Annotated in this window: 12 protein-coding genes; 4 read left to right on the top strand and 8 right to left on the bottom strand. The window is 64.7% G+C overall.

Annotated elements, in window-relative coordinates; genetic code table 11:
* Positions 1–2: 2 nt before the first annotated feature.
* Positions 3–764, top strand: coding sequence for a sulfite exporter TauE/SafE family protein (locus ACQR1X_RS18985; RefSeq protein WP_316218264.1), 762 nt, complete (start codon positions 3–5; stop codon positions 762–764).
* Positions 765–850: 86 nt separating this feature from the next.
* On the opposite strand, the gene clpA is transcribed toward ACQR1X_RS18985, so the two are convergent.
* Together clpA and clpS are read right to left on the bottom strand one after the other, a co-directional pair.
* Positions 851–3,238 (bottom strand): ATP-dependent Clp protease ATP-binding subunit ClpA, encoded by a 2,388-nt coding sequence (clpA, locus tag ACQR1X_RS18990; protein ID WP_315804135.1) that lies wholly within the window; start codon positions 3,236–3,238, stop codon positions 851–853.
* A gap of 422 nt (positions 3,239–3,660) precedes the next feature.
* Positions 3,661–3,993 (bottom strand): ATP-dependent Clp protease adapter ClpS, encoded by a 333-nt coding sequence (gene clpS, locus ACQR1X_RS18995; RefSeq protein ID WP_008960690.1) that lies wholly within the window; start codon positions 3,991–3,993, stop codon positions 3,661–3,663.
* Positions 3,994–4,480: 487 nt separating this feature from the next.
* Here clpS and ACQR1X_RS19000 point away from each other — a divergent pair, with 487 nt between their 5' ends.
* A complete protein-coding gene (locus ACQR1X_RS19000; protein WP_315804136.1) occupies positions 4,481–6,256 on the top strand; it encodes a TadE/TadG family type IV pilus assembly protein in 1,776 nt (591 codons plus the stop codon).
* A gap of 92 nt (positions 6,257–6,348) precedes the next feature.
* Here the strand turns inward: ACQR1X_RS19000 and ACQR1X_RS19005 are convergent, their stop codons facing one another.
* Entirely contained in the window at positions 6,349–6,690 is a 342-nt protein-coding gene (locus ACQR1X_RS19005; RefSeq protein ID WP_315718372.1) for a phasin family protein, read from the bottom strand.
* Between the two features lie 430 nt (positions 6,691–7,120).
* Here ACQR1X_RS19005 and ACQR1X_RS19010 point away from each other — a divergent pair, with 430 nt between their 5' ends.
* The gene (locus ACQR1X_RS19010) at positions 7,121–8,860 is read left to right on the top strand and encodes a serine hydrolase (RefSeq protein WP_315804137.1); all 1,740 of its coding nucleotides are present in this window, start codon (positions 7,121–7,123) and stop codon (positions 8,858–8,860) included.
* A gap of 231 nt (positions 8,861–9,091) precedes the next feature.
* Here ACQR1X_RS19010 and ACQR1X_RS19015 read toward each other — a convergent pair whose 3' ends face one another.
* The 4 genes from ACQR1X_RS19015 to ACQR1X_RS19030 all read right to left on the bottom strand — a co-directional run bounded on the left by ACQR1X_RS19015 (position 9,092) and on the right by ACQR1X_RS19030 (position 13,044).
* A complete protein-coding gene (locus ACQR1X_RS19015) occupies positions 9,092–9,808 on the bottom strand; it encodes a DnaJ domain-containing protein (RefSeq protein ID WP_316237485.1) in 717 nt (238 codons plus the stop codon).
* Positions 9,809–9,913: 105 nt separating this feature from the next.
* Entirely contained in the window at positions 9,914–10,672 is a 759-nt protein-coding gene (locus ACQR1X_RS19020) for a VWA domain-containing protein (protein ID WP_316181817.1), read from the bottom strand.
* Positions 10,673–10,820: 148 nt separating this feature from the next.
* Positions 10,821–11,711, bottom strand: coding sequence for an alpha/beta fold hydrolase (locus tag ACQR1X_RS19025; RefSeq protein ID WP_434899370.1), 891 nt, complete (start codon positions 11,709–11,711; stop codon positions 10,821–10,823).
* Between the two features lie 409 nt (positions 11,712–12,120).
* Positions 12,121–13,044 (bottom strand): division plane positioning ATPase MipZ, encoded by a 924-nt coding sequence (locus ACQR1X_RS19030; protein WP_315718368.1) that lies wholly within the window; start codon positions 13,042–13,044, stop codon positions 12,121–12,123.
* Positions 13,045–13,305: 261 nt separating this feature from the next.
* Between ACQR1X_RS19030 and panC the strand changes: the two genes are divergently transcribed.
* On the top strand, positions 13,306–14,157 hold the full coding sequence (panC, locus tag ACQR1X_RS19035) for a pantoate--beta-alanine ligase (RefSeq protein ID WP_434899371.1): 852 nt from the start codon (positions 13,306–13,308) through the stop codon (positions 14,155–14,157).
* Between the two features lie 169 nt (positions 14,158–14,326).
* Here the strand turns inward: panC and ACQR1X_RS19040 are convergent, their stop codons facing one another.
* Positions 14,327–14,767 (bottom strand): DUF1489 family protein, encoded by a 441-nt coding sequence (locus tag ACQR1X_RS19040; RefSeq protein ID WP_315804143.1) that lies wholly within the window; start codon positions 14,765–14,767, stop codon positions 14,327–14,329.
* Between the last annotated feature and the right edge of the window lie 2 nt (positions 14,768–14,769).

Here is a 14,769-nt window from a genome sequence, read left to right on the forward strand (position 1 = left end):
CGATGACGGACTGGACGATGCTGGCCCTGCTCGCCCTCGCCGCCTTCGGCTCGGGTATCGTCAATGCGCTGGCCGGCGGCGGCGCGTTCCTGACCTTCCCGACGCTGCTTGCGGCCGGCATCCCGGCCATCGACGCCAACGCCTCCAGCACCGTCGCGCTGTGCCCCGGCCAGTTCGTCAGCGCCTGGGCCTCCCGTGAGATCTTGAACGACGCAAAGGCGCCGTGGCGTCACGACCTCGTGCGGCTGTCGATCATCAGCCTGCTCGGCGGCACGCTCGGCGCCGCGCTGCTCCTGGTCACACCGTCGGCCGCCTTCAGCCGGCTGGTGCCCTGGCTGTTGCTGTTCGCCACGATGGTGTTCGCATTCGGCATGCGCTTTACGCCAAAGGATGGCGCGCGCTGGTTCGGGCCGCGGACCATCCAGGCGGTGCAGTTCGTGATCGCGATCTATGGCGGCTATTTCGGCGGCGGCATCGGCATCCTGATGCTGGCCGCGCTGGTGTTCTATGGCCTGCGCGACATCCGCGCCATGAACGGCATGAAGGTGCTGCTCGCCGCGCTCATGAATATGACGGCCTCCGCCATCTTTGCGTTCTCGGGCCGCGTGCATTGGCTGGAGACGCTGACGATGATGGGCGCTGCCATGGTCGGCGGCTTCGTCGGCGCGCGGCTCAGCCAGATCATCCCGCCGGCCCATGTGCGCCGCTTCATCATCGCCGTCGGCTGCGGCCTGACGGTGTATTTCTTCGTCAAGCCGGCCTGAGCCGGACGTCGCATCAAAGCACCTCCCGTCAACGAAAAAGGCCGGCGCGACGGCCGGCCTTTCGTACTCATCTCGTCGCGTCAGGCTTACGCCTTGACCAGCGGTCCCTTCGGAGCCGGCCCCTTCGAGCCGCCGCCGGATTTCGGCTTGCGCTTGCGCGCCGCCGGAACTTCGGACTTCGGCGTGACCGGGCCCTCGACGAACTCGAAGCCGATCTTCTCCTCGACGCCGGACTCGTCCTTGACGAGCACGACGCGGACGTGGCCGCCGCCCTTCAGCTTGCCGAACAGCACCTCATCAGCCAGCGGCTTCTTGATGTGCTCCTGGATCACGCGGCCCATCGGGCGCGCGCCCATCTGCTCGTCATAGCCGTGCTGGATCAGCCAGCTCTTCGCCGGCTCCGACAGCTCGATCGTGACGTCGCGATCGGCGAGCTGGGCCTCGAGCTGCAGCACGAACTTCTCGACGACCATTCCGATCACCTCGACGTTGAGGTGCGCGAACGAGACGATGGAGTCGAGCCGGTTGCGGAATTCCGGCGCAAACTGCCGGTTGATCGCCTCGTGATCGTCACCTTCCCGCTTCGAGCGATGGAAGCCGAACGCCTGCTTGGCCATGTCGGCCGCGCCTGCATTCGTGGTCATGATCAGGATCACGTTGCGGAAGTTGACCTGCTTGCCGTTGTGGTCGGTGAGCCGGCCGTGATCCATGATCTGCAGCAGCACATTGTAGAGATCCGGATGCGCCTTCTCGATCTCGTCTAGCAGCACCACGCAATGCGGATGCTGGTCGACGCCATCGGTCAGGAGGCCGCCCTGGTCGAAGCCGACATAGCCGGGAGGCGCGCCGATCAGGCGCGACACCGTGTGCCGCTCCATGTACTCCGACATGTCGAAGCGCAGCAACTCGACGCCGAGGGTCGACGCGAGCTGCTTGGCGACCTCGGTCTTGCCGACGCCGGTCGGACCCGAGAACAGGTAACAGCCGATCGGCTTCTCCGGCTCGCGCAGGCCGGCCCGCGCCAGCTTGATCGAGGCCGACAGCGAGTCGATCGCCTTGTCCTGGCCGAACACCACGCGCTTGAGGGTCTGCTCGAGATGCTTGAGCACCTCGGCATCGTCCTTCGACACGCTCTTCGGCGGGATCCGCGCCATCGTGGCGATCGTGGTCTCGATCTCCTTGATGCCGATCGTCTTCTTGCGCTTGTTCTCGGCCAGCAGCATCTGCGCCGCACCGGATTCGTCGATCACGTCGATCGCCTTGTCCGGCAGCTTGCGGTCATGGATGTAGCGCGACGACAGCTGCACCGCGGCCTCGATGGCCTCGTTGGTGTATTTCAGCCGGTGATAGTCCTCGAAGTACGGCTTCAGCCCCTTCAGGATCGCGATCGCATCCTCGACCGACGGCTCGTTGACGTCGATCTTCTGGAACCGGCGCACCAGCGCACGGTCCTTCTCGAAATGCTGGCGATACTCCTTGTAGGTCGTCGAGCCCATGCAGCGGATCGAGCCCGAAGCCAGCGCCGGCTTGAGCAGGTTGGACGCATCCATCGCGCCGCCCGACGTCGCACCGGCACCGATCACGGTGTGGATCTCGTCGATGAACAGGATCGCGTTCGGATGCGCCTCGAGCTCCTTCAGCACCTGCTTCAGGCGCTCCTCGAAGTCGCCGCGATAGCGCGTGCCCGCGAGCAAGGTGCCCATGTCGAGCGAGAACACGGTCGCGGCCGACAGCACCTCGGGAACTTCGCTGTCGACGATGCGCTTGGCGAGGCCCTCGGCGATCGCCGTCTTGCCGACGCCGGCTTCGCCGACGAACAGCGGGTTGTTCTTCTGGCGCCGGCACAGCACCTGGATGGCGCGGTTGATCTCGGAGTTGCGGCCGATCACCGGATCGATCTTGCCGTCACGCGCCTTCTTGTTGAGATTGACGCAATAGGTTTCCAGCGCCTCGCCCTTTTTCTTGGAGTCCTCGTTGCCCTTGGCTTCGGTCTCCTCGTCGACGCCACGAACCGGGCGCGCTTCGGAGACACCAGGACGCTTGGCGATGCCGTGGCTGATGTAGTTCACGGCATCGTAACGCGTCATGTCCTGCTCCTGCAGGAAGTACGCGGCGTGGCTCTCACGCTCGGCGAAGATCGCGATCAGCACGTTGGCGCCGGTGACCTCTTCGCGGCCCGACGACTGAACGTGAATCACGGCGCGCTGGATCACACGCTGGAAACCTGCGGTCGGCTTGGCGTCGTCGCTGCCGTCGGTGACCAGATTTTCGAACTCGGTTTCGAGGTAGTTCACGAGACTGCCGCGCAGCTTGTCGAGGTCGACGCTGCATGCGCGCATCACGGCCGCGGCATCGCTGTCATCGATCAAGGACAGAAGGAGATGTTCCAGTGTCGCGTATTGATGATGACGCTCGTTGGCGATCGCCAGCGCACGATGCAGGGATTGTTCAAGGCTTTGAGAAAAAGTCGGCATGCGCGTCCTCTGTGGCCCCTTGCCATCATGATCGCCGCCGCCCGGTCAGGCAACAACAACCTTCGTCAAATATAGTTATAACCGAGTGCGACAAAAGACCGGCCGAGCCGCTCGATTACGGGTTCACCGGATCGTCAATGCAAAACCCGTTCCCATTGCGGCAAATCGGGCTTGCGCCAACCGAACGGCGCAGGCCGCCGAGCGGGAAGAGATAAGGACCGGAGCGGCCGTAATTCTTCGGGCGAAACGTGAAACCTGCCGGATCGCGCTGACCTCGTCTGCAGCAATCTGCGGCCTTCGAGGATCCTTCGTCCGACGCCGATTCGCGGCGATCAGTCGGGCAGCCCCCCGAGCAGCCGGAGCCCCCGCCCCCCTGGCTCGCAGACGCGCGCGTCGGCGGCTCTCTTCGCGGAGGGAGCCGGCTATTTCTTCTCCATCACACACTGCAACGGATGCTGGTGCTTGCGGGCGAAGTCCATCACCTGCGTCACCTTGGTCTCGGCGATCTCGTAGGTGAAGACGCCGCACTCCCCGATGCCGTGATGGTGCACGTGGAGCATGATCTTGGTCGCGGCCTCGACGTCCTTGTTGAAGAACTTCTCCAGGACGTGAACGACGAATTCCATCGGCGTGTAATCGTCGTTCAGGATCAGGACGCGGTAGAGGTTGGGGCGCTTGGTCTTCGGCTTGACCTTGGTGATCACGGACGTGACCGGGCCACCGGTGCCACCGGACTTGTTGTCGTTATTGCTCATCCTGGGCGCGGATCGGTTCAATCTGGAAGTTGGCTGCGACATCTTGCACGCGTTAGATATGGCTGCGAGGCTCCCAATAAAGAGTTTCCCTCGGAGGGTTGCTCTCATAAGGGGCGCCCCGACCTGTCCCCTGCCGGGCCGCTTTCCGCCACCCGGTCCTGCTTTCCAGATCGCCTGTCCCAGCCGACCGGTCCGGTCGGACCGACACCAGGAATATGGGTCAGCGACCGGTTTGCCGCAAGCGCAGGCCCAGGACGGACCGAAGCTCCGGCAGGACCGATTCCCTGCCCCGGCGATGAGGCGCAAGGTTAATCAAACCGGTCGCATTTTACAAAGCCCATTCAGCGGGCATTGACAGGGAACCAGCTCGGTTGCGGGCGCGGCGCCAGGCTGCGGGCATTGGCCCGGTGTTTCGCGGTTTCGATTTACCCGGCCTTGACGAAGCTGAACCGAAAACACCTGCAGAAAACCATAATTGGTGAGCGACATGACCGATGTCTCCTTCATTCGTTTCTGCCGCCGCGCCGTCCGACGGTTCGCCTGCGACCGCGGTGGCAACATCTCCATGCTATTCGCCATCTCGCTCGTCCCCATCCTGGCCTTCGTCGGCGCAGGCGTCGACTACAGCCGGCTGAACGCCGCGCGGTCGTCGATGCAGGCTGCGCTCGACGCCACCTCGCTGATGCTGTCGCGCGACCTGGCGCAGGGCACCATCAGCGCAACCGACATCGGAACCAAGGCAAGCGCCTATTTCAAGGCGCTCTACACCAGCACGGACGCGCAGAACGTCACCGTGACGGCCAGCTATACCGCCTCGACCACAACGTCGGCCTCCAACATCCAATTGTCGGCCTCCGGCCAGATCGTCACCCAGTTCATGAGGATTGCCGGCTTTCCGACCATGGACTTCGGCGTCAAAACGACATCGACCTGGGGCGACGTGAAGATGCGAGTGGCGCTCGCGCTCGACAATACCGGCTCGATGGCGTCCAGCGGCAAGATGTCCGCGCTGCAGAACGCCGTGGCCGGCAGCGGCGGGCTGATCGACCAGCTCAGCGCGCTGGCCAAGACCCCGGGCGACGTCTACATCTCGGTCGTTCCATTCGCCAAGGTCGTCAACGTCGGCGCCAGCAATTACGCCAAGGACTGGATCGACTGGACCGACTGGCAGAATCCGCCCACGATCCAGCCTGCCAATGGTTCCTATCAGGCCGCAATCCCGAACGGCAGCTACACGCAATCGCAATGGGACATGGTGGGACCGGGATCCTCCTGTCCGTTCAAGTCCGGCAACGGCTTTCCCTACTTCTCCTGCACCAGCGACCCGGCGACCGGGAGTTCGAGCGCCTCGAGGATTCCGTCGAGCGGGAGCTACACCGGCTACGTCTGCCCGGGCTATGATTCAGCCTCGCACAGCTACTACAATGGCTGCTGGAACAGCGTTCAGACCAGCACGCGGGTGAACTGGTGCACCGGCAGCTATTGCAGCTGCCCGACCAGCGGCAGCAATCTTCCGAACAACACGTGCAGCTGCACGGGAAGCGGATCCAGCACGGTGTGCAAGGTCAACACCTTCACCCACACCTGGGTCGCCAACACCAAGAGCACCTGGACCGGATGCGTCGCCGACCGCACCCAGCCGAACGACGCGAATGCCGTGTCGCCGGCGACCTCCGACGTGACGACGCTGTTCCCGGCCAACCAGCACATGGAGAACAACATCCAGTACTGCAGCAGCACGGCCTCGACGAAGCTCGCGGAGATCGTGCCGCTCAGCTACAGCTGGAGCTCGCTGAAGAGCGCCGTCAACGCCATGCAGCCGACCGGCGGCACCAACCAGGCGATCGGACTTGCCTGGGCCGTGCAGTCGCTGATTCCGAACGGCGTGCTCGGCGCGCCGGCGGAGGACGTCAACACCACCTATAATCGCGTCATCATCCTGCTGTCGGACGGCCTGAACACCGAGGACCGCTGGCCCGAATACGGCAACGGCTCGTCGCAAGCCTCGGGCAACCCGATCGACGCGCGCCAGGCCCTGCTCTGCTCGAACCTGAAGAACACCAAGGATTCGAAGGGCAACGCGATGTACACGATCTACACGATCCAGGTGAACACGAGCTCGCCCGCCGACCCGACCTCGACCGTGCTGCAGAACTGCGCCAGCAGTCCCGACAAATTCTACATGCTGACGAGTTCGAGCCAGATCGTGACCACGTTCAACTCGATCGGCACCGCATTGTCGAAGCTGCGGGTCGCCAAATAGCAGAAGCGCCGGGCCCCCGACAGCGCTCTGCCTTCAGCCAACAAAAAAGCCCGGCGCAAGCCGGGCTTTGTGCTCCCTGCGGGCGCGAACGGTCAGTGCGCGGCCGGCGGGGTGAACTTGGCGGCGATGCCTTCCAGCGGCTTGAACGCCTGCTTGGCGAGATCCGAATACAGCCCGGCGATCTTCTGCGAATCGGCGACGAAGGTCTCGTAGGCCGACTTGGCGAACTCGGTCTGCACCTCGAGCACCTTGTCGAGCGACTTCACGCCCTGGAGCTTCTCGACGAACGACTTGGTGTCCTCGAACGACTTCTTGGTGTAGTCGCCATAGGCGGTTGCGATGGCTTGGAGGCCGTTCTGCACGGTCGTCGCGGAGTTCACGACGGTCTCGAACTGCTCTTTGCCGTAGTTCTGAAAGTCTTCAACCTTAAACATGTGGCATTCCTTTCCCTGACTTTGAGCGCCCTCAGGGAAGCCCCGGCTCCCTGACGCGATCACAATATAGTGCAGCGCACAAAATCAATCAAGAATCTTGTGCAATGCACCATCCCGGGCATTGCTGCCCGATCCACCGTCAGGCGCTCCAACCCGGGTCAGTTCGGCAGAAATACCGGCCATCGCCGCAAGGTTTCTTTAATCCTTTGGCAACTCGACCGTCCTAACCTCTCCGGTGGTCCCGGCCAGCGTCGGCCGAACCGTAAAGCTGTTCTAAAACAGCGTCTTAACAAAACCTCAGTTCGGGCCCTTCGATGCTAAGGCAGCGTCACGGCACGATCGGGAGGTCCGACAGGCACGGTCAAAGGGGCGTTCGGCACAATTTCGCCTTACGAGCCGGTGATCACGTCAGAAATTGGACGGGGATTTCATGCTTCGCAAAAAAATGGCTTCCTCGCGCCTGTTGCGAGTTGGCGTCTACGGACTGATCACCCTCGCGACGGCAGCAGTGGTCACGGTCGACAGCGCAGAAGCGCGCCGGCGTCATCGGCACCACCACGCGCGTCACTCGCCCCATACCGACGAAGGCAGCTACAGCCCGGCCTTCGCCTCGATCATCGTCGACGGCAATTCGGGCGCGACCCTGACCGCGACCAACCCGGACGCATTGCGGCATCCCGCGTCGCTCACCAAGATCATGACTCTCTATCTGCTGTTCGAGCGCCTGGAGTCGGGCAAGATGAAGCTCGACACCGAGATGCCGGTGTCCGAGCACGCCTCCGAGCAGTCGCCGACCAAGCTCGGCCTGCGCCCCGGCCAGACCATCCGCGTCGAGGACGCGATCAAGGGCCTTGTGACGCGCTCGGCCAACGACGCTGCGGTGGTCATTGCCGAGGCGATCGGCGGCGACGAGGATGATTTCGCCAAGATGATGACGCGCAAGGCGCGCTCGCTCGGCATGAGCCGCACCACTTATGTCAACGCCTCGGGCCTGCCCGCCGACGAGCAGATCACGACGGCACGCGACCAGTCGATCCTCGGCCGCGCCATCCAGGACCGCTTCCCGCGCTACTATCGCTACTTTTCGACCGAGGTCTTCAATTATCGCGGCCAGTCGATCCGCAACCACAATCACCTGCTCGGCAGCGTCGAGGGCGTCGACGGTATCAAGACCGGCTACACGCGCGCGTCCGGATTCAATCTCGTGACCTCGCTGCGCCGCGGCAACCGCCATCTGATCGGCGTCGTGTTGGGCGGCCGCAGCGGCGGTTCGCGCGACGCGATCATGCGCAATTTGCTCGCCGAGAACCTCGAGAAGGGCGCGACCAAGCGCACCGTCGCGGCGATCGGCGAGCGCGGCGGCTCCGATGCCGGCGACGACCGGGGCACGGTCCAGCTCGCCTCGGCGGCGCCAGAGGCCCCGGCCCCGAGCCGCGCCGCCAAGCTGATCTCGACCCTGTCGGAAGCCACCGCGGCCCTGCCGCCGGCGGCGCCGAAGGAAGCGAAGGTCGAGCCCGCGCCGATGACATCGGGTGTGATCCAGACCCAGCCGATGTCGATCGTTCCCGGTTCGACCGAGCCGATGAAGCCCGTCAAGGTCAGGACCGTTCAGGTCAAGGCCGGCGCGGTCAAGCTCGCCACGGCGGCCCCGCAGCCGGTGGCGCCACCGCCTGCCCCGATTGCACAGCGCATCGAAGCGATCGAGCCGGCGCCGCCGATGGTGCGCGCCGAAGCCGCCCGCCCCGAGATGCCGCCGCAGCCGCCGGGCCATGGCACCGGCAACGGCATTCTCGGCGTGCTGCCCGCCTCCAGCCTGCCGGCAGGCTCGTCGCAGGCCATGGCCTATGCCGCGCCTCCGGCCCAGCCGACGCAGATCGCCTCCGCGAGCGCTGCGCCGGAGCTCCCGAGCAAGTCGTCCGTCACGCGGAGCGGCTGGATCATTCAGGTCGGAGCGCTGGACAACGAGGCCGAGGCCCAGAAGCGGATCGAGGCGGCCCGCAGCTCGGCACAAGGTCTCCTCAGCAAGGCCGATCCCTTCACCGAGACGGTCGCGAAGGGCGACAAGACCCTCATCCGCGCCCGCTTCGCCGGCCTCGATCGTGATCAGGCCGAGGCCGTCTGCAAGAAGCTGAAGCGCGCCGACATCTCCTGCATGACCGTGCACAACTAACGCACCGACATCACGACATATGAGGCCCGCGCGACACACGCGCGGGCCTTTTTCTTTGCGCGCGTGCGACACCGCCGCGAATGCGCTCGCGCAAACCACTCGTCAAGGAATTGCCGCTAGAACTTTTTCACCATGTCGCACGATCGCGCCTGACAGAGCCGGGAGCCGCTGATGTCGACATGGCTGTGATGGAAGCAGTTTCGATCTGTGGCGTTGGTGGCGTTGCCGGAGTTAGCCGTGATGCGTACGAAGCAGAGTATCCTTGGCCTCGTTCACCCGGGCGGCGAGATACGTCGACCCCCCTTGGTCGGGATGCAGTTTCTTCATGAGCGCACGGTGGGCACGCCCGATCTCGTCTCGCCCCGCGCCCGGCTGCAGGCCAAGGATCTGATAGGCCTCCTCTTCCGTCATTTTGGAGCTCGACGCCGCGCGGCGCTGCCGCCCTGCCGCATCGCCTTGCGCGTGCTGACGCCAAGTGGGAAACCGGCGGTCCAGATAAGTTTCAAGTAGAGCGACGCTGTCGGCATCGAGGCTCGGTGCCATCGCCGCGAGCTGCGGCAGATCGAACTCGTCGAGCGACCGGCCGGCATGGATGCCGGCGACGAAGCGGCCCAGCATCTGGCCACTGTCGTGATCGAGCACCATCTCGATGAACTGCGAGCGCACCCGCGAGCTCTGACCGGACGAGCGCTGCCCACCCAGCCCGAACATGCTGCCGAGATTGCCGAGCCCGCCGGGTGACCAGCCGAGCAGCCCCGCCCCGAACAACCCGATCGGGATCGCCACCACCAGCTCGCCGCGAAGGCCGGTGAAAGCTGCCACCGCAAGGCAGCCGATGCCGCCGGCAACCTTGATCGCGCGCGCCAGCGCCGCCGGATTGGCGTTCCGGAACATCTGCAGCAACAGATAAAGGGTGATGACGGCGACGGCGCCAGCGATCAGTGTCATGGGCCGAATATAGAGCGTGTCGGCACAAAAAGCATGATCGGCTGCGTCCCCGACCGGCAGGCTCGAGCCGGTGCGCTTGATGTTGGCGGCGGCCGAAATCGATCTCTACTTCATCTGCCCGATCAGGCGTGCCGCGCCCGCTTCGGAGCCGGCGAGCCGGAGCAGCGCCGCGCGACCGCCCGCAGCGTAGGCCGCGGCGGCGCGCAGGAGCTCGCGCAACTGCGCGGAGGCGCCCGGATCGAACCTGCACCACGCTCCTCCCGAGAGCCGCGCCATCTCGCGAAACGCCTGCTCGGCCGCGGGCTCATGGCCCTCCTGGAACATGAACAGCGGGACCTTCAACAGCCCGAGCTCGCCGGCCTTCGCACAGAGCTCGTCGACATTCTCCTCCATCGCGTCGCCAACGAACACGACGGCGCGGATTCCGGACGCTGTCGCATGGCGCCGCGCCTCGGCAAGAACCTTGCCGATCTGGGTCTTGCCGCCGCGGCAATCGATCTTGCCCATCAGCCGGGCGAGCTCAGCGCTGTCGGAGATCCAGCCCGTGGCGCGACATTCGTTGAAGCCCCTGTAGTACACCAGCCGGATATCGAGGCTGCCGAGGGCTGCGGCCTCGCGAAACATGTCGGCCTGCAGGGCGCAGGCCATGTCCCAGGTCGGCTGGCGACTCAGGGTCGCATCGAGCGCGAAGACGAGGCGGCCTCTGGTCCCCAGAGCCGCGGGAGCCATGGCCTTGGCCTGCGCGACGAATGCCGCAATCGCGTCTGCCGTGGAATGCTCATTGTCCGGCAAGCGCTGCTGACGCGAGCCATCGTCGGGCGAGGTGATCGGGGCAGAACCGGGCTTCGAACGATGATCGACCATGCACGCACCTTGCTCGGACGCGCATCATGTGGGCAGGCGGATGGACAGCTTCAATGACGGCAGTGACATCTGCCGGACACGCCGTTCGTTCCCGTCGCAAGGGCCGCAAGGATCAGGCGAGACCGGCGTACGCCCCGCCCCTGCCCCTTCAATGCGTCAGCGGCTTGGCCGGCGTCGCGGTCTTGCCGACCGGCGCATAAGGCGCGACGGGACCCGGATCGAGCAACGGGGTATTGGTCTTGACCGGCCCGATGTCGCTGGTGCTGCCGTCGCTGTCGGCGAGGAATTTGTCCAGCATGGCCTGGATCGACGACTTGGCATCGTCAGGTCCGGTGTCGCGCATGTCGTTGTGCTGGAAGTCCGTCTTGACGACGGTGATGCCTTCCTTCTCGCAGATGTCGTCGCTCGGGATCACGCCGGGATCGGTCTTGAATTGCGGGTCCTTCGAGCGGAACGACAGGATCTTGAACCTGCCGTCGGTGACGAACGGGACGCGGAGGTTGTCGAGCGTGACCACCTTCCGGACGTCCTCGGGATACTGCTTGGCGAAATACATCGAGATGTCGCCGCCCATCGAATGACCAACAATCGTCAGATGATCATAGTCGGCATTCGGCTGCACCTGGTGCATCTGCTCGACGGCGAATCGGATGTTGGCGACGCCGCGCTGGATCTGCGGCAGCCGGCCGACATAGGGCTCGCCGATCTTCGTCACCATCGGCGCATCGGTCGGCAGGTCGTGCTGGATGCTGACCGCCATGTAGCCGCGCGCAGCAAATACGTTGGCCAGGAACGAGTACTCGGTGAACTTGACGGTGTTGCCGTGATTGAGGATCGCGACCGGCAGCTTGATCATGCCGGCTTCGGCCTGCATCTCCTTGTCGCGGCGGACGGCCACGGCTACTTCGACCAGACGGTTGTCGCGCGAAGCGTCATAGAACCTGATGGTCTCGTGCCGGATCGCCCACTTGCTCGCGGTGAAGTAGCCGACGGCCGCCAGCACGCTGACAGACACAAGAACGGTTATTCCACGCTTCATGTTCGTCCCTCGGGAGCACAATCAAAGGTAGTTTTGAACCTGTAAGACTCTCGCGACCCGTTCTGTTTAATATATGTAACGGCGCTGTGACAGGAAGACCAAATGTTGTGTATCCGTCGCCCGTTCGTTGTGCGCCGCACCTAGTTGCTGTGCAGCAGAGCGGGTTCCACCGCCCCCTCTTGTGACTTGAGCCCTGAACGTCAGGTTCAAATCAGTCATGAATTTGACGGTAATCTAGCGAAATTGGCGGCTGCGGCCTTGACCTGAGACAAATCTTCTTCCGTCCGGCCCAAACAGGCTGAACGCGCCGTTACCCGCCACCGCTGTCAGGAGATTGTTTAACCAGGCCGCGGGCACGTTCAACGCGCACAATGTCTCAGGCGAGGTCTCGCCTGAATGCAGACGGTATTCAGGCGCTGATGATGTCGTGCAGGTCGAGCGGCTTGTCGACCTGGGCGAACCATTCGGCGCGGTTTGCGGCGCGGCGGCGGCCGCGCTCGTCCAGCGGCAGCTTGAGCTGGCGCAACAGGCTGGTGACCTCCTCCCGGGCCGTGACGTGGCCGAGATTGGGGCGGGTGCCCAGGGTCGCCTCGTCGATGTCGTCGAGCGCGGTCAGTCCGCGCGGGAAGAACTCGCGATAGACGACGCGTTCGGCAAAGCCGTCGATGGCGCGAAAGCCGAGCCGCAGCGACAGGTCCTTGAGGCCATCGGCGACCAGTTGCTTGTTGCGGGAGCCGAGCATCGACAGCCGGTTGCGGACCACGATCCAGTCGGTCATCGCACCGTCCACTTGGCGGCGCTTGCGCCGGACGTCACGCACCATCTCCGCATAGTGGCTCTCGCCGGTCACGGCATAGGTCGCGGGATCGACCGTTCCCAGCACGTCGAAGTCGAGGAAGCTGTCGTTGATCGGCGTGACCAGCGTATCCGCCATCGAATGCGCCAGGCGCATCAGGTAGCTGTCGTTGCCGGGCGTATCGATGACGATGAAATCGAACGAGCGTTCGACGGCGCTCACGGCCTCCATGAACTGCTGGAACTCGGTGTTCTCGTTCTCGTCGATCTGCAACGTCCTGCCGAGCTGGATGCAGTAGTGCGTCGGCAGCTCGAGGCGCAGGCCGGTGCGGCGCGCCCAGGCGCTCCGGTTGTTGATGTAGTGGGTGAAGCTCTGCTGGCGGCAATCGAGATCGATCGTGGCGACACGCTGGCCAGCCTTCAGGAGTGCCACGGCAATATGCAGGGCGGTGGTCGACTTGCCCGACCCGCCCTTCTCGTTTCCAAGCACAACCACGTGGGCCGAGCCCGATTGTCCTTGGCTAGTCTGCACCAGCATGTTGTCGACCTCTTACGATCATCTTCGAGTCACGGTCGTCTGCGGTCAAGTGAAATGCATCGTCATCGTGAATCCCACGGGGGAGCATCCTCCGCTACTACTTGACGCGCGCGTTTACCAACTCCGCATCGGATGCGGAGACGTGCTAACAGGCGTATTCAAGTATGCTGAGCGGCGTGCCGCGTCCTTGTTAAGGGCGGTCGCCCGAGCGTCAAGGCCGAACAGAGCAACCGCAATTTTTCGCTGTGAGATCGAGCAAAAATGTCACGAAGCCCGCGCGTCGCCCGCACCGTTTCCGCCCTCCGCCGCGAGCTCGACAGCTTGCGCGCGAGAAAAGCCAGCATCGCGCTCGTGCCGACCATGGGCGCGCTGCATGAAGGGCACATCTCGCTGGTCCGGCAGGCGAAGCGCCGCGCCGACAAGGTGGTCGTCTCGATCTTCGTCAACCCGACTCAGTTCGCGCCGACGGAGGATTTCGGGTCCTACCCCCGGACCTGGAAGGAGGATGTTGCGAAACTTGCGGCCGAGCGCGTCGATCTGATCTGGCATCCCGACGCGAAGGCGATGTATCCGGACGGCTTCGCGACGCGGATCGTGCCGGAAGGCGCGGCGTTGGCCGGGCTGGAGGACCGCTTCCGTCCGCATTTCTTCGGCGGGGTGGCGACCGTGGTCGCCAAGCTGTTCACGCAATGTCGGCCGGACGTCGCGATCTTCGGCGAGAAGGACTATCAGCAGCTCCGCGTCGTCGCCCAGATGGCGCGCGACCTCGATCTCGGCGTCCGTGTCGTCGGATCCCGTACGGTGCGCGAACGCGACGGACTCGCGATGTCGTCGCGCAATGTCTACCTCTCGGCAGACGAGCGGCGGGCGGCGCCGACGCTGCACCGTGTCCTGAAGGAGCTGGCGGCCCGGCTGCGCGCCGGCGACGACATGCAGGCCGCGGTTGGTGATGGCGTCGCCGCGATCACCGAAGCCGGCTTCGCCTTGGACTATCTCGAGGTCCGCCACGCCGAGACGCTGGCGCCGATCGCCCCGAACGATTCGGGACCCAAGCGCATCCTGGTCGCGGCCAAGATCGGAACCACGCGACTGATCGACAATATCGCGGCGTGAGGCGCCGGGAGACCGGCGGTCCGCCAAGACCGTGAGCGCTCCCTCGCCCGCAAGGCAGAGGCAACGGCGGCCGACGCCGCGTCGAGCGTACGCCCTGCCCTTGCGAGCGAGGCAGAACTTCCGCCGCGCGTGAGATGCTCACGCGCAACACCACCGGCACGTCGAAGTGCTACAGCAGGCCGAGATCGCGCAGCTCGCGGCGCAGCGGCTCGGGCATGGCTTCGACGCCCGCCGCACTGGCCTTGCCGAGATCAGCCGGCGCATCCTCGGCGGTCAGATAGCGCCAGCCCTGGAACGGACGCATCGGCCGCGGCGACACCGCGATCACCTTCGGCTGCATGATGATGCGGCACCGCCCGATGCCGTCGCCGTCGCGGAACGGCTCGATGCCGACGATCTTCTCGCGCGCGGCGACCTCACCGCGAATCACCCAGTACAGCGAGCCGCCGGCGAGGATGTCCTCGACCCGTTTCGGCGTCATCCGCGTGACATGGACGTGCTGCTGCGGCAGGCCCTTCTTCTTGGCCGCGAGCATGCGCTCGGCGATCCACTCCTTCAGCTCTTTCACGGACTCGCAGCCGACGGCGAGCTTGATCAGGTGCAGAGGCATGA

The sequence above is a fragment of the Bradyrhizobium sp. HKCCYLRH3073 genome (assembly GCF_051167995.1).
Lineage (GTDB): Bacteria > Pseudomonadota > Alphaproteobacteria > Rhizobiales > Xanthobacteraceae > Bradyrhizobium.